Below are 17,905 nucleotides of genomic sequence, written 5' to 3'. Positions count from 1 at the left end.
ATGACCAAGCGCAAGATCAGTTTCGGCATCATGCTGCAGGGGCCGGGCGGCCACATGAATGCCTGGCGCCATCCGTCGAGCCCTGTCGATGCCAGCGTCAATCTCGACTTCTACATCGCCACCGCGCTCAAGGCGGAAGCCGCCGGCATCGCCTTCGCCTTCGTCGCCGACGGGCTCTACATCAACGACAAGTCGATCCCGCATTTCCTCAACCGTTTCGAGCCGCTGACCATCCTGTCGGCGCTGGCGACGCGCACGACCAAGATCGGCCTCGCCGGGACCGTGTCGACCTCCTATTCCGACCCCTTCACGGTCGCGCGGCAGTTCGCCTCGCTCGACCAGATCAGCGGCGGCCGGGCCGGCTGGAACGTCGTGACCTCGCCGCTCGAAGGCTCGGGGCGCAACTATGGCCGGCCGCATCCCGAACACGAGCTGCGCTACGCGATCGCCGACGAATACCTCGAAGTGGCGCAGGGGCTCTGGGATTCCTGGGATGACGACGCCTTCGTGCGCGACCGGGCGACGGGCCGCTTCTTCGACCGCGGCAAGCTGCACCGTCTCGATCACAAGGGACGCTTCTTCCAGGTCGAAGGCCCCTTGAACATCGGCCGCTCGCGGCAGGGCCAGCCGGTCATTTTTCAGGCCGGCTCCTCGGACACCGGCATCAAGCTCGCCGGCAAATATGCCGACGCCGTCTTCACCCATTCGCCCTCGCTCGAGGAGACGCGCGGCTTCCTCGGCCAGGTCAAGGCGAGCGCCGTGGCGCATGGCCGTCCGGCGGAGGCGGTGAAGATCTATCCAGGCATCGGGCCGATCGTCGGCGAGACCCTGGCCGAGGCCGAGGCCAAATACGAGACGATCAAGAACCTCATCACGATCGAGGAGGCGCTCGCCTATCTCGGCCGCTATTTCGACCATCACGACTTCAGCCAATATGCGCTGGACGCGCCGTTCCCGGAGCTCGGCGACATCGGCCGCAACAGCTTCCGCTCCACCACCGACAGGATCAAGGAGCGGGCGAGGGCGCGCGGCCTGTCGCTGCGCCAGGTCGCGCTCGAGGCGGCGACGCCGAAGCCCAACTTCATCGGCACGGGCAAGGACATCGCCGCCGAACTCGCGCGCTGGATCGATGCGGGCGCGGCCGACGGCTTCATCCTGGGCTTCCCGGTGATTGCCGAAGGGCTCGACGATTTCGTCAGGCTGGTGATCCCGGAGCTGGAGGCGCTCGGCCGCTACGACAGGGACCTGCCCGGCACGACGCTGCGCGACCATCTCGGGCTGCCGCGCAAGGCGAGCCGCCACGCCGCGGAGCAGCCTGCGCCGCGCCGGGCGGCCGGCCAATGACCGTTCACGTGACCGGCGACCCGATCCGGCGGGCGATCGACGGCTTCGTCGACGACTTCATCGTGCTCCGGCGCGACCTGCACCGCTGGCCCGAGCTCGCCTTCGAGGAGCACGGGACCGGCGCGCGGATCGCCGGCCTGCTCGAGGGCTGGGGCTACGAGGTCACCCGTGGCATCGGGCGGACCGGCGTCGTCGGCACCCTGCGGTCGGGGCGGGCAGGGCGGGGACTGGGCATCCGGGCCGATTTCGACGCCTTGCCGATCGACGAGGCGACCGGGCTCGACCATGCGAGCCGCCAGAAGGGGCGCATGCATGCCTGCGGCCATGACGGCCACACCGCGATCCTGCTCGCCGCAGCACGCTATCTTGCCGAGACCAGGCGTTTCGACGGCACGCTGCACCTGTTCTTCCAGCCGGCCGAGGAGGTCGGCGGCGGCGCTCGGGCGATGCTCGGCGATCGGCTGTTCGAGCGCTTTCCGGTCGAGGCGGTGTTCGCCCTGCACAACTGGCCAGGCGTGCCGGCCGGCCGGTTCGGCTTCGTCGAGGGCGCAGCCATGGCCGCGGTCGACCGGGCGCTGATCCGCGTCCGCGGCAAGGGCGGGCACGGCGCCGAGCCGCAGCATGCGGTCGATCCGGTCGTGGCCAGCGCCCATGTCGTCACCGCCCTGCAGACGCTGGTCTCACGCAATGTCGATCCGCGCGAGGCGGCGGTGGTGACGATCGGCGCGATCCATGGCGGCGATGCCGCCAACGTCATTCCCGACCATGTCGACCTGAAGGCGACGATCAGGACGTTCCAGCCGCATGTCCGCGACCTCGTCGAGCGCCGGCTGCCCGCCCTTGTCGAGGCGCAGGCGGCAAGTTTCGGCGCCGAGGCGGACATCAGCTACCAGCGCGGCTTTCCCGCCGTGGTCAACGATCCCGGCGCCCTGGCCTTCGCGCGCGAGACCCTTCTTGCGACACAGGGGCCGCAGGCGGTCGTCGCCGATTTCGCGCCACGCACGGCGAGCGAGGACTTCGCCTTCCTGCTGGAGCGGCGGCCCGGCGCCTTCATCTTCGTCGGCAACGGGCCTTCGGCGCCGCTGCACAGCCCCCGCTACGATTTCAACGACGCGATCATCGCGCCGGCCGCCGCCTTCTGGGCCGCCCTGGCCGAGCGCTTCCTGGCCGCGCCGGCCCTGGCCGCCGCCGCTTCCGTCTCCTGAAAGGGTTCGCACCGATGAGCGCCATCACCGTTCTCTACACGACCACGCTCGATCCGCGCGCCAGGCCGCTCATCGACGACCTCATCCACGAATATGACAGCCGCTACGGCAATATTCCCGGCCGGGAAGGGGCGGTGGTCGAGCTCAACCGCTATCCGCCCGCCGCCTTCGCGCCACCGGACGGCAATTTCCTGCTGCTCGTGCGCGACGGCGAGGCCATCGCCGGCGGCGGCTTCAAGCGCTACGACGCGATCACGGCCGAGCTCAAGCGGGTCTGGACGCGGCGCGACCTGCGCCGGCAGGGGCTGGCGGCGCGCGTGCTGGCCGAGCTCGAGGCCCAGGCGCTGCGCCAGGACTACCGGCGCCTCTATCTGACCACCGGTTTCCGCCAGCCGGAGGCGGTCGGGCTCTATCTCGCCAACGGCTACCGCGCCGAGTTCGATCCGAAGGCCGATCCGGAAACGCTGCAGAAGCTGCCCTTCACCAAGGTGCTGACGGCGGCGGCGCGCCCGGCCAGGGGCGACCGGCCCGATGCGCCGGGCACGGCGGCCTCGGGCAGCCGTGCCGCCTGACCTTTCGGGATCCACGCTCATGACCCTCGTCAACGATGCCACGCGTGTTGCCAGCGCGCCGCCGCAGAACCCGGCGCCGCCTTCGGGATCCTATCGGATCGTCAAGGCACGCTATCCGGGCCGGACCGCCGGCACCGTCTTCGCGGCGCTGGTGATCGCGTTCGTGCTGCATTCCGTTCTCGCCAATCCGCGCTGGGGCTGGGACGTCTTCGCCGAATGGTTCTTCGCCGAGCCGGTGCTGCTCGGGCTCGGCCGGACGCTGCTCCTGACTGTGCTCGGGGCCTTTTTCGGCTTCACCCTCGGGACCGCACTGGCGCTGGCGCGCGTCTCCGGCTCGCCGCTGCTCGCGGCCCTGTCCTGGACCTTCACCTGGCTGTTCCGGTCGATCCCGCTCATCGTGCTGCTGCTGATCCTCAACAATCTCGGCTATCTCTACGAGACCGTGGCGCTCGGCGTGCCCTTCACCGGCATCAGCTTCTTCTCCTACCAGACGACGCAGCTGATCACGCCCTTCGCGGCCGCCATCATCGGCCTGACGCTGAACCAGGCGGCCTTCACCTCCGAGATCATCCGCGGCGGCCTTCTGTCGGTCGACCAGGGGCAACTGGAGGCGGCTGCGGCACTCGGCCTGCCGCGTTCGCGCCAGGCATTCCGGATCGTGCTGCCGCAGGCGATGCGCGCGATCGTGCCGCCGGCCTTCAACGACATTATCGGCCTCGCCAAGGGCACCTCGAATGCCTACATCCTGGCGCTGCCGGAGCTGTTCTACACGATCCAGATCATCTACCGCCGCAATCTGGAGGTCATCCCGCTCCTGATGGTGGCGACCGTCTGGTACCTCGTCCTGCTCTCGGTCCTCTCGGCCGTCCAGTATTTCATCGAGCGCCACTATGCACGCGGCGCGGTGCGCAATCCGCCGCCGCCGGTCATCCGCACGCTGGTCGGCTGGCTCGGCAGGCTGCGTTTCGTGCCCGATGGCCTGCCGCTCGCCGCCGCCACGCCGGCCACGCTGGCCGCGCCGGCGCCCCGGCGGCGACGCGCCTCAGGCGAGGAGGCCCGGCGCGGCGGCCAGGTGACGATCCACAACGTCTCCAAGAGCTTCGGGGCGCTGAAGGTGCTCGACCGGGTGCATCTGACGCTGAGGCCCGGCAGCGTCACCGTCATTCTCGGCCAGTCGGGCTCGGGCAAGTCGACGCTGCTGCGCTCGATCAACCACTTGGAGCCGATCGACGCGGGCCATATCGCCGTCGACGGCCGGTTCATCGGCTACCGCCAGGAGGGCGACGCGCTGCACGAACTGAAGGAGCGCGACATCCGGAAGCGCCGCGCCGATGTCGGCATGGTGTTCCAGACCTTCAATCTCTTCCCGCACCTGACGGTGCTCGAAAACATCGTCGAAGCTCCCGTCGCGGTGCGCCGGCTCGACCGCGTCGCCGCCGTGGAGCTTGCCCGGGACCTGCTCGCCCGCGTCGGCCTCGCCGACAAGGAGAACGCCTATCCGCGGCAATTGTCGGGAGGCCAGCAGCAGCGGGTGGCGATCGCCCGGGCGCTCGCCATGCAGCCGAAGGTGCTGCTTTTCGACGAGCCGACCTCGGCGCTCGACCCTGAACTCGTCAACGAGGTGCTGGACGTGATCAAGGAGCTCGCGCGGTCCGGCGTCACCCTGGTCATCGTCACCCATGAAGTGGGCTTTGCCCGCGAGGTTGCCGACGAGGTCGTGTTCATGGAGCGCGGCCAGATCCTGGAGCAGGGGCCGCCGGCAGGCGTGCTCGATGCGCCCAGCCATCCGCGCACGCGTGAATTCCTCGCCAAGGTTCTCTGATCGGCGCCCCCGGCCCGCATTTCCCGAAGAAGGACAGCCGCCATGCTCTCCCGCCGTCTCGTCGTCAGCCTTCTCGCCGGCACCGCCATGGCCGGCCTGCCGATGCCAGCACCCGTGCTCGCCGCCGAGGCCGACCTCTCGCCCGAACAGAAGGGGCGGGTCCGGGCACAGCGCGTCGAGGACGCGATCAGGCTGATCTCGCCGCAATACCGCTTCGTCGCGCCCGGCAAGTTCACTGTCGGCATTGCCGCGGGCCGCCTGCCGTTCGGCACGATCGCCACCGACAACCGCACCGTCGTCGGCTCGGAAGCCGATCTCGGCCAGCTCGTCGCCGACAGCCTCGGCCTCGATCTCGCCATCGTCCTCACCGCCTGGGCGGACTGGCCTCTCGGCGTTCAGTCCGGCCGCTTCGACGCGGTCATTTCCAACGTCACGGTGACGGAGGAGCGCAAGGAGCGCCTCGACTTCTCCACCTACCGGAACGACCTGCTCGCCTTCTTCGTCCGCCAGGACGGCCCGATCCAGAGCATCCGCGAGCCGAAGGACGTCGCCGGGCTCAAGGTGATCGTCTCCTCCGGCACCAACCAGGAGCGCATCCTCATCAACTGGATCCGGCAGAACGAGGCCGCTGGCCTGAGGACCTCGGAGATCCAGTATTACGACGACGATGCGGTGCTCCAGCTCGCGCTGCAGAGCGGGCGGGCGGATGCCTATCTCGGCCCGCATGCGCTGCTGTCCTACCGGGCGGCGCTCGACCGCAAGACGCGCCTGGCCGGTACGCTGTCCGGCGGCTGGCCGCTGACCGCCGAGATCGCCGTCACCACCCGCAAGGGCGCGGGGCTCGCCGAGGCGATCACGGCCGCCCTCAACGCCCAGATCGCCAACGGCAACTACGGCAAGGCACTGGCCCGCTGGGGGCTCGAACAGGAGGCGATCACGCACTCGCGCACCAATCCGCCGGGCCTGCCGAAGAGCTGAGCCGCCGGCCGCTTCCCCTGCCAGAGAGAAAGTCCATGCCTTTCCGGTCGTCCCTTCCGCCGTCGTCCAGGCGATGGTTCGCGCGCCGATCCCGTTGGCTGCGCTGGGGCCTCGCCGTCGCCTTGCTTGGCACGGCCGCTGCGCCTGCGGCGGCGTCCGAAGCGCCTTCCGCCACTTTCGATCTCAGCCCGGCCCAGGCATCCCGCCCGCGCGCCGCGCGAAACCCCGAAGCCGTCGCCGCGATCGCCCCGGCCTATCGTTTCGTCACGCCGGGGGTATTCACGGTCGGCATCGCGCCCTCCGTGCCGCCGATCGCCACCTACGCCACCGATGCCCGCACCGTGGTGGGCGCCGATGCCGACATCGCCCAGGCCGTCGCCGACAGTCTCGGCCTCCGGCTGGACCTGGTGCCGGTCGCCTGGGCCGATTGGCCGCTCGGGCTCGCCTCCGGCAAATACGATGCGGTGATCTCCAATGTCGGCGTCACCGAGCAGCGCAAGGAGAAGTTCGATTTCTCCACCTACCGGCAGGGGCTGCACGGCTTCTTCGCGCCGCTGGCGAGCCAGGTCACGCGCATCGGCGAGCCGGCCGATGCCGCCGGACTGCGCATCGTCGTCGGCGCCGGCACCAATCAGGAGCGCATCCTGCTGGAATGGAGCCGGCGCAACGTCGCCGCCGGCCTCAGGCCGATCTCGCTCCTCTATTTCGACGACCAGCCGACCAGCCTGCTGGCGCTGCAGGCTGGCCGCGCGGACGTGATCGTGCAGCCGCATTCGCAACTGCTGTTCATCGCGGCGCGCGATCGCAACATCCGCAAGGTCGGCGTGCTCAGCGCCGGCTGGCCGGATCGCTCGGACGTCGCGATCACCACGCGCAAGGGCGCGGGCCTTGCCGGCGCGCTGACGACGGCGATCAACGGCCTCATCCAGTCCGGCCGATATGGCGAGATCCTGGCACGCTGGTCGCTGGAGGACGAGGCGCTGCCGCGCTCCGAGATCAATCCTCCCGGCCTGCCGAGTCATTGAGGGGAGGTGGCCGTGACCAGGACTGTCGAACTCGAGCGGATCAGCTTCCTCGTGCCCGGCACCTATCCGCCCGGCGATCCCGCCCGCGGGCTCGAGGATACGCTGCGCCTCATTGCGGCAGGCGAGGCGCTCGGCTTCGACGGTGCCTGGATCAGGCAGCGCCATCTCGAGCACAGCATTTCCTCCGCGACGGTGATGCTGGCGGCGGCCAGCCAGCGCACGCGGACCATCGCGCTCGGCACGGCGGTCATCCAGATGGGCTACGAGAATCCCTTCCGCCTCGCCGAGGACCTGGCGACGGCCGACCTGCTCTCCGGCGGCCGGCTGCAGGTCGGGCTCAGCGCCGCGCCGCCCGAACATGCGCGGCTGCTCGGCAATCGCTTCCGCGACGGTGACGAGGGTGACGGCGGCGATCAGTCCTACAGCCGGCTCGAGCGGCTGGTCGGCAATCTGCGCGGCGAACTGATCGGCTCGGACGAGACCTTCATCAGCTCGGCCGCCGGCCGCATGCGCCCGGCGATCCGCCCGGTCGCGCCCGGCCTGACCGAACGGCTCTGGCTCAGCGCGGGCTCGACGCGGTCGGTCGAATGGGCGGCCCGCAACGGGTTCAATCTGCTCATCGGCAATATCAACCTCGCCGGCGACACGAGCGGTTTCGTCGCGACGCAGCGCGATCACGTCGCCCGGTTCCGCGCGCTGTCCGATGCCACGATCGCGGTCGGCAGGGTCATCCTGCCGCTCAACGGCGCCGACGGGCGGACCCGCGAGCGCTATCGCGCCTTCGCCGCGGAGCGCCATGGCCGGACGCTGAGCCCGCAGGGCGAGCGGCGCGTCCAGTTCGCAGCCGATCTCGTCGGCAGCGCCGACGAGATCGTGCTGCACCTGCTGACCGAACCGGTCGTCGCGGCGACGCGCGAGCTGCGCCTGGAGCTGCCCTACAATTTCGCCTACGAAGACTATGTCCAGATCCTGACCGACTTTGCCCGCCAGGTCGCGCCGTTCCTGGGTTGGGCGCCTGGCCGGCAGGCGGCGGGCGCACGGCCGCTGCCGGCCAATGTCACGCCGCTGCGGCGTGGCCTCTGACCGGCCGGCCGTTCATGCGCCGATGGCGGCGAGGCCCGCGCTCATCCGCGCCAGCGCCTCGTCGAGCAGGGCGCGCGGCGTGCCGAAATTCATCCGGACATGGCCGAAGCCCTCGCGGCCGAACTCTTCGCCCGCGCTGAAGCCGATCCGGGCCCTGTCGAGGAAGAAGGCGTGGGGCGTCGGCTTCAGCCCCAGGGCGCTGCAGTCGAGCCAGGCGAGGAAGGTGGCTTCCGGGCGGCGGAAGGTGATGGCCGGAAAGCGGGCGGCGATCTCGGCTTCGAGGTGATCGAGATTGGCCGCGAGATAGGCCATGAGCTGGTCGCGCCAGGGCCGGCCCGAGCGGTAGGCGGCTTCCGTCGCCGCCAGCCCGAGCAGGTTGTTGCTGTCGACCATGCCGAGGCGGGCCGCCTCGAACCGCTTGCGCAGGTCGGGGTTCGGAACGATGGCGAAAGCCGTCTTCAGGCCGGGAATGTTGAACGTCTTGCTCGCCGACATCAGCGTGATCGTGCGGGCCGCGATCTCGGGGCCGAGCGTCGCGATTGGAATATGGCGCGCGCCGGCATGGACGAGGTCGCAATGGATCTCGTCGGAGACGATCAGGAGGTCGGAGCGCTCGCATTCGGCGGCGAGGAAGCTCAGCTCGGCCCTGGTGAGCACGCGGCCCGTCGGGTTATGCGGGTTGCACAGGAGCAGCGCGCGCGCCCGTGCGAGCGCCGGTTTCAGCCGTTCGGCATCGATATCGAAGCCGGCGCCAGCCGGCACGATAGGCACGTCGATGCGCTGGAGGTCCCAATGTTTCGGCGCATTGAGCAGCGGACGGTAAAGCGGCGTCTGCACGACGACGCCGTCGCCGGGGGCGAGAAAGGCCTTGAAGGCCATGTTCACGCCGGGATCGACGCCCGGCAGGAAGACGAGGGCCGAGGGATCGACGGCCCAGCCATGCCAGTCGCGCAATGCGCCGACAATGGCCTCCCGCAGCGAATCCGGCGGGTTCGCATAGCCGAGGACCGGATGGTCGAGCCTCTGCCTGATGGCGGCGAGAACGGGTTCGGCGGCGGCAAAATCCATGTCCGCCACCCACATGGGCAGCACGCCGTCGGGATAATAGTGCCACTTCTTGCAGTCGGTCGTGGCCTTGCGGTCGAAAGGAATGTCGAAGACGGAGGTCATGGCGGGCTGTCGCAATATCCGGGCACTGGCCGCAGCAGTCGCACCTGATCGTATCGGCGGCAAGGACAGAATTTTCCGTTTTTCGGCGCGATCCTGGCAGGCCATTTCAGCCCGGCGCGCGCTCCGCCGTGACATCCCTGCCGGCCATGGGCCAGAGTGGCGGCATCCTGTCGAAGCGAATCCGCCGTGACCGTCATTGCCCATCTTTCCGACCTGCATATCGGGCCGGTGCCGTTTCCCCTCGCGCCGCCATGGCGGCTGAAGCCGGTGCTCGGCTGGATCAACTGGGCACGCCAGCGCGGCGCGCACGAGGCCGCGCTGCTGCGGCGGACGCTCGCGGCGGTGCGCGATGCGGGGGCCGACCATATGGTGGTGACCGGCGATCTCGTCGAGCTCGGTCAGGAGACCGAATGGCGGGCGGCGGCGGCGGCGCTCGCGGCGCTCGGCCCGGCCGGGCAGGTCGCCTGGGCGCCCGGCAACCACGACCTCTACACCCGTGATGCGCCGGCGCGCATCCGCGCCGGCCTTGCCGGCTGGCTCGCCCCGGCAGAGCCGCGCGGCGACATCAGGGCGCATTTTCCGCGGCTCGACCGGGTCGGCGACGTGGCGCTGGTGACGCTGTGCACCGGCACGCCCACCTGGCTGTTCTCCGCCGAAGGCGCGCTCGGGGCCGGGCAGCTCGCACGCCTCGACCGGCTGCTCGCCGGCCTCGACCGGCAGCGCTGCCTGCCGGTCATCGCCATGCATCATCCGCCCGTCGCGCCCGGCCTGTCGCGGCTGAAGCGATTGCGCGACGGCGCTGCGCTGCTCGGTCTCGCCGACCGCCATGGCTGTCCGGTGATCCTGCACGGGCACCTGCACAAGGCCTGTCGCGTCGACTGGCAGGGCGCGCATGGCCGGATCGCGCTGATCGGGGCGGCTTCGGCCTCGGCGGCGGGCCATGGCCACGATGATCCGGCGTCCTTCAATCTCGTCACCGTCACCCGCGCCGCGGACGGCTTTGCCTGGCAGGTGGAGACGCGGCGCCCCGGCTGAGGTTCTGCACAGGCGTCATGCGCTTTGCCTGATGGGCTTTGGCCGGCCTTGGTGTAGTTGGAGGGGAGTGCCTGTCCCGCCCCGGAGCCTTCCCGATGTCCGCCTCTGCTCTCGCGCCCGCCCTGCTCGACGCCCTCAAGGCGCTTCTCGGCGCCAGGGTGTCGACCTCGGAATCCGATCGGGCGCAGCACGGCCGCGACGAATCATCCCATCCGCCGCGCCTGCCGGACGCCGTCTGCCGGCCGGAGAGCACCGAGGAGGTCGCCGGCATCGTCAAACTGTGCGCCGCCCACCGCACGCCGGTCGTCGCCTATGGCGCCGGCTCGTCGCTGGAGGGCGCGCTGATCCCGCTGCAGGGCGGCGTATCGATCGACCTCACCGGCATGAACCAGATCCTCGCCGTCCGGCCGGAGGATCTCGACGCGACCGTGCAGGCCGGCGTCACCCGCAAGCAGCTCAATGCGCATCTGCGCGATACCGGCCTGTTCTTCCCGATCGACCCTGGCGCCGACGCCACGATCGGCGGCATGGCCGCGACCCGTGCCTCCGGCACCAATGCGGTGCGCTACGGCACGATGCGCGAGAATGTGGTGAGCCTCACCGTGGTGCTGGCCGACGGACGCGTCATCCGGACCCGCTCGCGCGCCAAGAAGTCCTCGGCGGGTTATGACCTGACCGGGCTCTTCGTCGGGTCGGAGGGCACGCTCGGCATCATCACCGAGGTGACCGTGCGCCTCTATGGCATTCCCGAGGTGATGGCGGCGGCGATCTGCGCCTTCCCGACCGTCGAGGCCGCGGTCGATACGGTCATCACCACCATCCAGATGGGCCTGCCGGTCTCGCGCATGGAACTGCTCGACGACCGCGCCATCGAGGCGGTGAACGGCTATTCCAAGCTGGACCTGCCGGTGACGCCGACGCTGTTCCTCGAATTTGCCGGCAGCGCCGCGAGCGTCGAGGAACAGGCCGTGCTGGTCGAGGAGATCGCCCGCGGCGAGGGGGCGACGGGCTGGCGGCGGTCGACCGATCCGGACGAGCGCGCGCGGCTCTGGCAGGCCCGGCACGACTTCCACTGGGCACTGCGCGCCCTGCGTCCGGGCGCGCGCGGCTGGGGCACCGATGTCTGCGTGCCGATCTCGGCGCTTGCGGAGGTGATCCGCGAGACCCGCAAGCACTGCGCCCAGGCGCCGTTCTTCACCGCCATGGTCGGTCATGTCGGCGACGGCAATTTCCACCTCGCCATGCAGATCGACCGCGACAACCCGGACGAGCTGGCGCTCGCCAGTGCCATCAACGACCGCATGGTGAACCTCGCCCTGAAGCTCGGCGGCACCTGCACCGGCGAGCACGGGGTGGGCATCGGCAAGATGAAGTTCATGCGCACCGAGCATGGCGAGGCGGTCGACGTGATGCATCTGATCAAGGACGCCCTCGACCCGAACGGCCTGTTCAACCCGGGCAAGGTGCTGCCGCCGAGGACCTCGTGAGCAAGCACGAGGGCTCGTGCCGCGCTTGAGGAAAATTTCTTATCGAATTGATATAAATCGATAAAACGAAAGGAATTGATGTAAAATCTCAAGCTGTTGCGGCAGCCGGAGTCGCTGCCTGGCGGTGGGCGGCCCACCAGCCGGCGAGCGCCTCCATCCGGCAGGCGAGCTTGTCGTCCATGCCGCCGGCGAATGCGTCCCAGGCGTCGGCGAAGCGCCGCGGCACCCCGATGACGAGCGGCCGGCCGGCCGCCACGGCGTCGCCGATCTCGGCGATGAGGCCGAGGCCCTCGCTCTCCATCCGGCCGAACTTGTTGATCACCACGAGGTCCAGCGGCTTGTCGAGCGCGGCCTTCAACGCCCCGGCGGCCTCGGCGAGGCCGGTCGGGTCGAGCCGGCAGCTGCCGGCGCTGCCGCTGCCGAGCTCCTGGCAGATATTGATGCGCCGGCCGGTGTCGAGATCCTCGAGCTCCATGTCCATGGTCTCGCAGGAGGCGTCGCTGCCGTTGATCTGGACGAGCCCGGCCACCGCGATGCCGCTGGCGGCGAGGCCGTGGGCGAAATCGGCGAGCATCTGGTCGCAGTCGTCGTCCGGGCCATAGACCACGGCGGCGAGCAGGGAGGGGGATTTGCAAGGGGTCATCGCCGCCAGCTTGCCGTTGCCGCCGCCATCAGTCAAAGCGCCGGTGCCGGGCGCTTGCGGATGCGGAACACCAAGAGCCTCTCCTGCCGGTCCTGGCCCTCCAGGCTGTCGCCGGTCTCCCGCACCAGATTGGGAATGTCGATCGCCGCCATCGGGTCGGTGCAGGTGACCACGAGGAGATCGCCACAGGCCACCGCGGCGAGCGCCTTGCGCGTCTTCAGGGCCGGCAGGGGGCATTTCAGGCCGCGCAGGTCGAGCGCCGTCTCGTTCATGCCGCATGCTCCGCCGGTGCGGTCCGGGCCTCGAACCGGCGCATGATCTCGCGCAGGTGGTTGTCGCCCCACAGTTTCAGCGCACTGATGACGGGTTCGAGGCTGAGGCCGAGCGGCGACAGCGAATATTCGACCTTCGGCGGCACCTGCGCATAGATCGTGCGCACCACCAGGCCGTCGGCCTCCAGCTCGCGCAGCTGGTTGGTCAGCATGCGCTGGGTGACGCGCGGCACCTTCCGGCGCAGCTCGTTGAAGCGCAGCGTGCCCTCCAGCAGGTGGAACAGGATGACGCCTTTCCACTTGCCGTCGATCAGCGACAGCGCGCCTTCCACCGGGCAGCCCGGCCAGTTGCCGAGCTTGCGCAGACGCGGGTTTGGCATGCGTTGCTCCTCAAGGTCGACAGTATCAGTTTCGACACTATAGGCGAAATATGTGCGTTCTTGCGAGCCTGCAAGCTACTGTGCATCTCGTCTCCTGCACCTGGATGAAGGAGATGCCCATGCGTGCCGTCGGATATCGTGAGAACCTGCCGATCGCGGCGGAGGCCGCGCTCATCGACCTCGACCTGCCGAGACCGGTGCCCACGGGCAGGGACCTGCTGGTCGAAGTGCGCGCCGTCTCGGTCAATCCGGTCGACGTCAAGGTACGGGCCTCGACCCCGCCCGAGCCCGGCGCGGCGAAAGTGATCGGCTGGGACGCTGCGGGCGTGGTGGCCGCCACCGGCCCCGAAGCCCGCCTGTTCAAGCCGGGCGACGCGGTCTTCTACGCGGGCGCCATCAACCGGCCCGGCTCCAATGCCGAGTTCCAGCTGGTCGACGAGCGGATCGTCGGGCCGAAGCCGGCATCGCTCGATTTCGCAGCGGCCGCGGCCCTGCCGCTCACCACCATCACCGCCTGGGAGATGCTGTTCGATCGGCTCGACGTCAGCCGGCCGGTGCCAGGCGCGGCGCCCGCGCTGCTGATCGTCGGCGGCGCCGGCGGGGTCGGCTCGATCGCCATCCAGCTTGCCCGCCAGCTCACCGATCTCACCGTCATCGCCACGGCCTCGCGCCCCGAAACCCGCGACTGGGTGCGCGGGCTCGGCGCCCACCACGTCGTCGATCATCGCCAAAAGCTTGCGCCACAGGTTGCGGCGCTCGGCCTCGGCGCGCCGGGGCTCGTCTTTTCGACCACGCATACGGCGAGCCATCTCGCCGATATCGCCGCGCTGATCGCGCCGCAGGGGCGGGTCGGCGCCATCGACAATGCGCCGAGCCTCGACGTCATGCCGCTGATGTCCAAGAGCCTGTCGTTCCATTGGGAGCTGATGTTCACGCGTCCCGTGCAGGGCACGGTCGATATCGAGGCTCAGCACCGCCTGCTCGGGGAGACCGCCCGGCTCGTCGATGCCGGGCGGATCCGCTCGACGCTGACCGAGACCTTCGGCACGATCAACGCGGCCAATCTGAAGCGCGCCCACGCCCATGTCGAAACCGGCACGGCGCGCGGCAAGATCGTCCTCGCCGGCTTCTGATGGGAGCGCATTCCGGCATCATCGGTGCCGGGATGACGCGGCCCGGGCTGCCGTGGCCAGCCAATGGCCGCGGCGGCCGCAACGGCGCAATCGGACGAAGGTCGTCGGCTTGCCGGGTGGAGCGAGGCGGGCAAGACCTGCCTTGCCGGTCAAGGTGGTCGCGCCGCTGAGCGCGCGGCCTTGCCGTCTCGGCGCTCAGGCACGCCGCTCGCGGTCTCGACATCGACCGGCCGGGCAGGAGGCTGCGCCCGGCCGGCGGGTGACGGGTCGGGGTTTGTGCTAGAGCTTGCGGCCATGGCGCAGCTTTCCCCCGACCATTTCGCCCTCACCAGCGCTCTTCTGTCGGTCGACGACGCGATCGCCCGGGTTTCCGCCAACCTGTCGCCGGTCGCCGAGACCGAGCGCCTCGGCCTGCTCGAAGCCGATGGCCGCATCCTCGCCGAGGATATTTTCGCGCCGATCGACCTGCCGCCCTTCTTCAACTCGGCCGTCGACGGCTATGCCGTGCGTTTTGCCGATCTCGACCCGGCAGGGGTGACGGAACTCGCCCTGGCCGGCCGCGTCGCCGCCGGCACGGCGCCGGACCGGCCGGCCGCGACGGGCGAAGCGGTGCGCATCTTCACCGGCGCGCCCATGCCGGCCGGCACCGATACCGTCTTCATGCAGGAGGACGTCCGCCTCGCGGGCGAGCGCGTCGGCTTGCCGCCCGGCCTGAAGGCGGGCGCCAATTGCCGCCCGGCGGGCGAGGACCTGGCGCGCGGCCGGCTGGCGCTCGCCGCCGGCCGGCGCATCACGCCGGAAGCCATCGCGCTCATCGCCGCCCTCGGCCTGACCCAGATCACCGTGCGCAGGCGCGTGAAGGTCGCGATCTTCTCCACCGGCGACGAGATCGTCTCGCCCGGCCGGCCGCTCGGACCGGCCGAACTCTACGATTCCAACCGTTTCACGCTGCAGGCGCTGCTGTGCCGGCTCGGCGCGACCGTCACCGATCTCGGCATCCTGCCCGACGACCGCGCCGCGGTCAGCGCCGCGCTCGCCGCCGCGGCGCATGGCCACGACCTGGTGCTGACCTCGGGCGGCGTCTCGATGGGCGAGGAGGACCACGTCAAGGCAGCGGTTGAGGCGGCCGGCAGCCTGACCTTCTGGCGCCTGGCCATCAAGCCGGGGCGGCCGGTGGCCATGGGCGTCGTCGGCGGCACGGCCTTCATCGGCCTGCCGGGCAATCCGGTCGCCGTCTTCGTCACCTTCGCCCATGTCGTGCGGCCCTTCCTGTGCGCACTCGGCGGCGGCCGGCCCGAGGCGCCGCCGGCTCTGCCCGTCCGGCTGACCTTCACCCATGCCAAGAAGGCCGGCCGGCGCGAATATGTCCGGGTCATGCTGGCGCGTGCCGCCGACGGCGTGGTGGAGGCGGTCAAGCACCCGCGCGACGGGGCCGGGATGATCACCTCGCTCACCGAGACCGACGGCCTCGTCGAGCTCGGCGAGACGGTCACCGCGGTCCAGCCCGGCGACATGGCGGGCTTCCTGCCCTATGCGCTGCTCCGGTAAGCCGAGCCTGCCCGGGCCTTGGCCGCTTCCGGCGTGCCCCGTCCGATCGCGGAGCGAGGTCAGGCGTCCGGATGGCGCGCGGCGATGGCTTCGGCCGCGGCGAGATCTGCGGGCGCATTGGCGTTGAAGAAGGGATCGTAGGGATCGGCGGGCCAGACCGCCTCGGCGACGCCGTGGCGGGCGGTCCAGCGGTCGACCCGCCTGACGTCCTCGACGACGAGGGCGTGGCGCAGATCGGTGCGCAGCCTGACCGGCCAGAGCCCGATGACCGGGTGCGTCCGGTCGCCCGAGCGCGCCGCCGCGAGCGGCTGGCCGGCCGCCGCGCGCGCCGCATGCAGCCGCGACACGAGGTCTGCGGGCAGGAAGGGCGTATCGGTCGCCGCCGACAGGACCCAGGCGATGTCGGGCCGGTGCCCGGCGGCCCAGTCGAGCGCGGCGAGAATGCCGGCGAGCGGCCCGGCGAAACCGGGCACGTCGTCGGCGACGACCGGCAGGCCGAGGAAGCCGAACCGCGCGAGGTCGCCATTGGCGTTGACGATCAGCCCGTCGCATTGCGGCGCGAGCCGCGCCACGATGCGGTCGAGGATCGAGCGGCCGCCAACCGTCTTCATCGGCTTGTCGCCGCCGCCCATGCGCCGGGCGAGCCCGCCGGCCAAGAGGACGCCGAGGGTCGGAGGCATCAGGCGGCCTCCGTTGCACGGGGCGCCGCGCCGGCCCGCGCCCGATTGCACAGGTCGCGCAGCGTCCGGGCCACCTCGCGGGCATGCCGCACGCCGATGAAGCCGGATTTGCTGTAGCGGAAGCGCAGGTGTTCCGGGGTCGCCAACCGGCCGAGATAGGTGCGCTGGAACATGACATGGCCGTCCGCGCCGAAGGCGAGGCCGCTCGTGTCGACGAATTCGATCCGCGCGAGGGCGAAGGCGCGCGTTGCCCGGCCCTCCAGGATCAGCGCGCGCCGGTCGGTCAGCGCATAGAGCGTCCGCCCGCCGCGGAGCGCCGCGCGCAGCGGCGCCGACAGCGACCAGAGGCCATAGGCGAGCGGCGGCAGGGCGGCATAGGCGAAGGGGGGCGGCGCGCCCGCGGTCTTGCTGAGCCAGAAGGCGGCGAAGCCGGTCGCCGCGACGCCGACCGGCATCTCCTGCCACATGGCGCGGCGGGCGAGCCGCAGCCGCACCGGCCGGTCCCACCAGACGAGCCTTTCGCCCGGCTCGATCTGCCGCATGAGCCGTTCGGGGGGCTGGGAGCTATCGGTCATGGCGCGGGCCGCGGAAGGTGGCCTGCATGGAGCAGGGCCGTGGTTCGAGCCGCAGGCGAGCCTCGAACCACGGGAGGTCCCGATGCAGCGGGCCCGCCAGTCCGCCCGGCCGGACGCGATGAGCCCGCCATCATTCGATGATGATCGTCGGCGCGGCCTTCTGCTTGAGGCCGCCGGCGCCGGAGAGCGCCGCCCAGACCTGCCGGGCCATGTCGCGGTAGACGCGCGATTGCGGGTCGTCCGGCGCCATCGCGACCACCGGCTCGCCGGCATCCGAGCGCTCGCGCAGGTTCATGTCGAGCGGCACCTCGCCGAGGAAGGGCACGCCGAGGCGCCCGGCCTCCTGGCGCGCGCCGCCATGGCCGAAAATGTCGTAGCGCTTGCCGGTATCGGGCGCCAGGAAATAGCTCATGTTCTCGACGATGCCGAGGATCGGCACCTCGGTCTTGCGGAACATGGCGACGCCGCGCCGGGCGTCGAGCAGGGCGAGGTCCTGCGGCGTCGAGACGATGACCGCGCCGGCGAGCGGGGTGGCCTGGGCCATGGTGAGCTGGGCATCGCCCGTGCCCGGCGGCATGTCGACCACCAGCACGTCGAGATCGCCCCAGGCGACCTCCCGCAGCATCTGGGTGATGGCGCTCATCACCATCGGCCCGCGCCAGATCATCGGGGTTTCCTCGTCGACCATGAAGCCGATCGACATGACCTTCAGGCCGAACCGCTCGAGCGGGGCGAGGGTGCGCCCCTCGATCACCCGCGGCTTGCCGGAGAGGCCGAGGAGCTTCGGCAGCGACGGGCCGTAGATGTCGGCGTCGAGAATGCCGACCTTCAGGCCTTCCGCGGCGAGGCCGAGCGCCAGATTGCAGGCGGTGGTCGACTTGCCGACGCCGCCCTTGCCGGAGGCGACCGCGATGACGTTGCGGATGCCGGGAATGGTGGCGGCCCGTGTCGGG

At 70.5% G+C, this 17,905-nt stretch carries 18 protein-coding genes; 11 read left to right on the top strand and 7 right to left on the bottom strand.

The features are described from left to right. The 7 genes from OZ671_RS26725 (at position 1) to OZ671_RS26690 (ending at position 8,029) form a co-directional block, all read left to right on the top strand. On the top strand, positions 1 to 1,344 hold the full coding sequence (locus tag OZ671_RS26725; RefSeq protein WP_268863532.1) for an LLM class flavin-dependent oxidoreductase: 1,344 nt from the start codon (positions 1 to 3) through the stop codon (positions 1,342 to 1,344). After that, positions 1,341 to 2,549, top strand: coding sequence for a M20 aminoacylase family protein (locus OZ671_RS26720; RefSeq protein WP_268863531.1), 1,209 nt, complete (start codon positions 1,341 to 1,343; stop codon positions 2,547 to 2,549). Before OZ671_RS26725 ends, OZ671_RS26720 begins: the two co-directional genes overlap by 4 nt. A 14-nt stretch (positions 2,550 to 2,563) precedes the next feature. Continuing rightward, entirely contained in the window at positions 2,564 to 3,121 is a 558-nt protein-coding gene (locus OZ671_RS26715; RefSeq protein WP_268863530.1) for a GNAT family N-acetyltransferase, read from the top strand. A gap of 19 nt (positions 3,122 to 3,140) precedes the next feature. Continuing rightward, positions 3,141 to 4,943 carry an amino acid ABC transporter permease/ATP-binding protein gene (locus OZ671_RS32000; RefSeq protein ID WP_328286402.1) on the top strand — a complete coding sequence of 601 codons (1,803 nt, stop codon included), beginning with the start codon at positions 3,141 to 3,143 and terminating at the stop codon, positions 4,941 to 4,943. Positions 4,944 to 4,985: 42 nt separating this feature from the next. After that, positions 4,986 to 5,921 (top strand): ABC transporter substrate-binding protein, encoded by a 936-nt coding sequence (locus tag OZ671_RS26700; RefSeq protein WP_268863529.1) that lies wholly within the window; start codon positions 4,986 to 4,988, stop codon positions 5,919 to 5,921. A gap of 98 nt (positions 5,922 to 6,019) precedes the next feature. Continuing rightward, on the top strand, positions 6,020 to 6,946 hold the full coding sequence (locus OZ671_RS26695) for an ABC transporter substrate-binding protein (RefSeq protein WP_442957132.1): 927 nt from the start codon (positions 6,020 to 6,022) through the stop codon (positions 6,944 to 6,946). 12 nt (positions 6,947 to 6,958) lie between these two features. Beyond that, the gene (locus tag OZ671_RS26690; RefSeq protein WP_268863527.1) at positions 6,959 to 8,029 is read left to right on the top strand and encodes an LLM class flavin-dependent oxidoreductase; all 1,071 of its coding nucleotides are present in this window, start codon (positions 6,959 to 6,961) and stop codon (positions 8,027 to 8,029) included. A gap of 12 nt (positions 8,030 to 8,041) precedes the next feature. Here OZ671_RS26690 and OZ671_RS26685 read toward each other — a convergent pair whose 3' ends face one another. After that, positions 8,042 to 9,199 (bottom strand): MalY/PatB family protein, encoded by a 1,158-nt coding sequence (locus OZ671_RS26685; protein ID WP_268863526.1) that lies wholly within the window; start codon positions 9,197 to 9,199, stop codon positions 8,042 to 8,044. A gap of 186 nt (positions 9,200 to 9,385) precedes the next feature. Between OZ671_RS26685 and OZ671_RS26680 the strand changes: the two genes are divergently transcribed. Both OZ671_RS26680 and OZ671_RS26675 read left to right on the top strand, forming a co-directional pair. After that, complete coding sequence (locus tag OZ671_RS26680) at positions 9,386 to 10,234, top strand: metallophosphoesterase family protein (protein WP_268863525.1); 849 nt, start codon at positions 9,386 to 9,388, stop codon at positions 10,232 to 10,234. Between the two features lie 95 nt (positions 10,235 to 10,329). Further along, positions 10,330 to 11,721, top strand: coding sequence for an FAD-binding oxidoreductase (locus OZ671_RS26675; protein WP_268863524.1), 1,392 nt, complete (start codon positions 10,330 to 10,332; stop codon positions 11,719 to 11,721). Positions 11,722 to 11,809: 88 nt separating this feature from the next. Here OZ671_RS26675 and OZ671_RS26670 read toward each other — a convergent pair whose 3' ends face one another. From OZ671_RS26670 to OZ671_RS26660, 3 genes are read right to left on the bottom strand one after another with little or no spacing between them, the layout of a single operon-like run. Continuing rightward, positions 11,810 to 12,364, bottom strand: a complete 555-nt coding sequence (locus OZ671_RS26670; protein ID WP_268863523.1) for a DUF2478 domain-containing protein — start codon at positions 12,362 to 12,364, stop codon at positions 11,810 to 11,812. Between the two features lie 32 nt (positions 12,365 to 12,396). Next, positions 12,397 to 12,636, bottom strand: coding sequence for a sulfurtransferase TusA family protein (locus tag OZ671_RS26665; RefSeq protein ID WP_268863522.1), 240 nt, complete (start codon positions 12,634 to 12,636; stop codon positions 12,397 to 12,399). Continuing rightward, the gene (locus OZ671_RS26660) at positions 12,633 to 13,016 is read right to left on the bottom strand and encodes a winged helix-turn-helix transcriptional regulator (protein WP_038314089.1); all 384 of its coding nucleotides are present in this window, start codon (positions 13,014 to 13,016) and stop codon (positions 12,633 to 12,635) included. Before OZ671_RS26660 ends, OZ671_RS26665 begins: the two co-directional genes overlap by 4 nt. Before the next feature lie 119 nt (positions 13,017 to 13,135). On the opposite strand from OZ671_RS26660, the gene OZ671_RS26655 reads away from it, so the two are divergent. Both OZ671_RS26655 and OZ671_RS26650 read left to right on the top strand, forming a co-directional pair. Beyond that, positions 13,136 to 14,149: a zinc-binding alcohol dehydrogenase family protein gene (locus OZ671_RS26655; RefSeq protein ID WP_268863521.1), complete on the top strand. Its 1,014-nt coding sequence runs from the start codon at positions 13,136 to 13,138 to the stop codon at positions 14,147 to 14,149. A gap of 294 nt (positions 14,150 to 14,443) precedes the next feature. Then, positions 14,444 to 15,697 (top strand): molybdopterin molybdotransferase MoeA, encoded by a 1,254-nt coding sequence (locus OZ671_RS26650; protein ID WP_268863520.1) that lies wholly within the window; start codon positions 14,444 to 14,446, stop codon positions 15,695 to 15,697. A gap of 59 nt (positions 15,698 to 15,756) precedes the next feature. Here the strand turns inward: OZ671_RS26650 and mobA are convergent, their stop codons facing one another. The 3 genes from mobA to OZ671_RS26635 form a co-directional block, all read right to left on the bottom strand. Next, on the bottom strand, positions 15,757 to 16,377 hold the full coding sequence (gene mobA, locus OZ671_RS26645) for a molybdenum cofactor guanylyltransferase MobA (RefSeq protein ID WP_268863519.1): 621 nt from the start codon (positions 16,375 to 16,377) through the stop codon (positions 15,757 to 15,759). Beyond that, positions 16,377 to 16,952: a hypothetical protein gene (locus OZ671_RS26640; protein ID WP_268863518.1), complete on the bottom strand. Its 576-nt coding sequence runs from the start codon at positions 16,950 to 16,952 to the stop codon at positions 16,377 to 16,379. The genes mobA and OZ671_RS26640 overlap by 1 nt, the downstream gene beginning before the upstream one ends. Before the next feature lie 130 nt (positions 16,953 to 17,082). After that, a partial coding sequence (locus tag OZ671_RS26635; RefSeq protein WP_268863517.1) for an Mrp/NBP35 family ATP-binding protein occupies positions 17,083 to 17,905 on the bottom strand: 823 nt, incomplete at its 5' end.

The sequence above is a fragment of the Phreatobacter sp. AB_2022a genome (assembly GCF_026847585.1).
Classification (GTDB): Bacteria; Pseudomonadota; Alphaproteobacteria; order Rhizobiales; family Phreatobacteraceae; genus Phreatobacter.
Note: the sequence above shows the minus strand (reverse complement) of the source record. Positions and strands in the feature narration are given on the sequence as shown.

Excerpts from the sequence above, each read along its gene's own strand:
- OZ671_RS26725 (WP_268863532.1), top strand. The coding sequence starts at position 1 with ATGACCAAGCGCAAGATCAGTTTCGGCATCATGCTGCAGGGGCCGGGC.
- OZ671_RS26720 (WP_268863531.1), top strand. The coding sequence starts at position 1,341 with ATGACCGTTCACGTGACCGGCGACCCGATCCGGCGGGCGATCGACGGC.
- OZ671_RS26715 (WP_268863530.1), top strand. The coding sequence starts at position 2,564 with ATGAGCGCCATCACCGTTCTCTACACGACCACGCTCGATCCGCGCGCC.
- OZ671_RS32000 (WP_328286402.1), top strand. The coding sequence starts at position 3,141 with ATGACCCTCGTCAACGATGCCACGCGTGTTGCCAGCGCGCCGCCGCAG.
- OZ671_RS26700 (WP_268863529.1), top strand. The coding sequence starts at position 4,986 with ATGCTCTCCCGCCGTCTCGTCGTCAGCCTTCTCGCCGGCACCGCCATG.
- OZ671_RS26685 (WP_268863526.1), bottom strand. The coding sequence starts at position 9,199 with ATGACCTCCGTCTTCGACATTCCTTTCGACCGCAAGGCCACGACCGAC.
- OZ671_RS26675 (WP_268863524.1), top strand. The coding sequence starts at position 10,330 with ATGTCCGCCTCTGCTCTCGCGCCCGCCCTGCTCGACGCCCTCAAGGCG.
- OZ671_RS26670 (WP_268863523.1), bottom strand. The coding sequence starts at position 12,364 with ATGACCCCTTGCAAATCCCCCTCCCTGCTCGCCGCCGTGGTCTATGGC.
- OZ671_RS26665 (WP_268863522.1), bottom strand. The coding sequence starts at position 12,636 with ATGAACGAGACGGCGCTCGACCTGCGCGGCCTGAAATGCCCCCTGCCG.
- OZ671_RS26660 (WP_038314089.1), bottom strand. The coding sequence starts at position 13,016 with ATGCCAAACCCGCGTCTGCGCAAGCTCGGCAACTGGCCGGGCTGCCCG.
- OZ671_RS26655 (WP_268863521.1), top strand. The coding sequence starts at position 13,136 with ATGCGTGCCGTCGGATATCGTGAGAACCTGCCGATCGCGGCGGAGGCC.
- OZ671_RS26650 (WP_268863520.1), top strand. The coding sequence starts at position 14,444 with ATGGCGCAGCTTTCCCCCGACCATTTCGCCCTCACCAGCGCTCTTCTG.
- mobA (WP_268863519.1), bottom strand. The coding sequence starts at position 16,377 with ATGCCTCCGACCCTCGGCGTCCTCTTGGCCGGCGGGCTCGCCCGGCGC.
- OZ671_RS26640 (WP_268863518.1), bottom strand. The coding sequence starts at position 16,952 with ATGACCGATAGCTCCCAGCCCCCCGAACGGCTCATGCGGCAGATCGAG.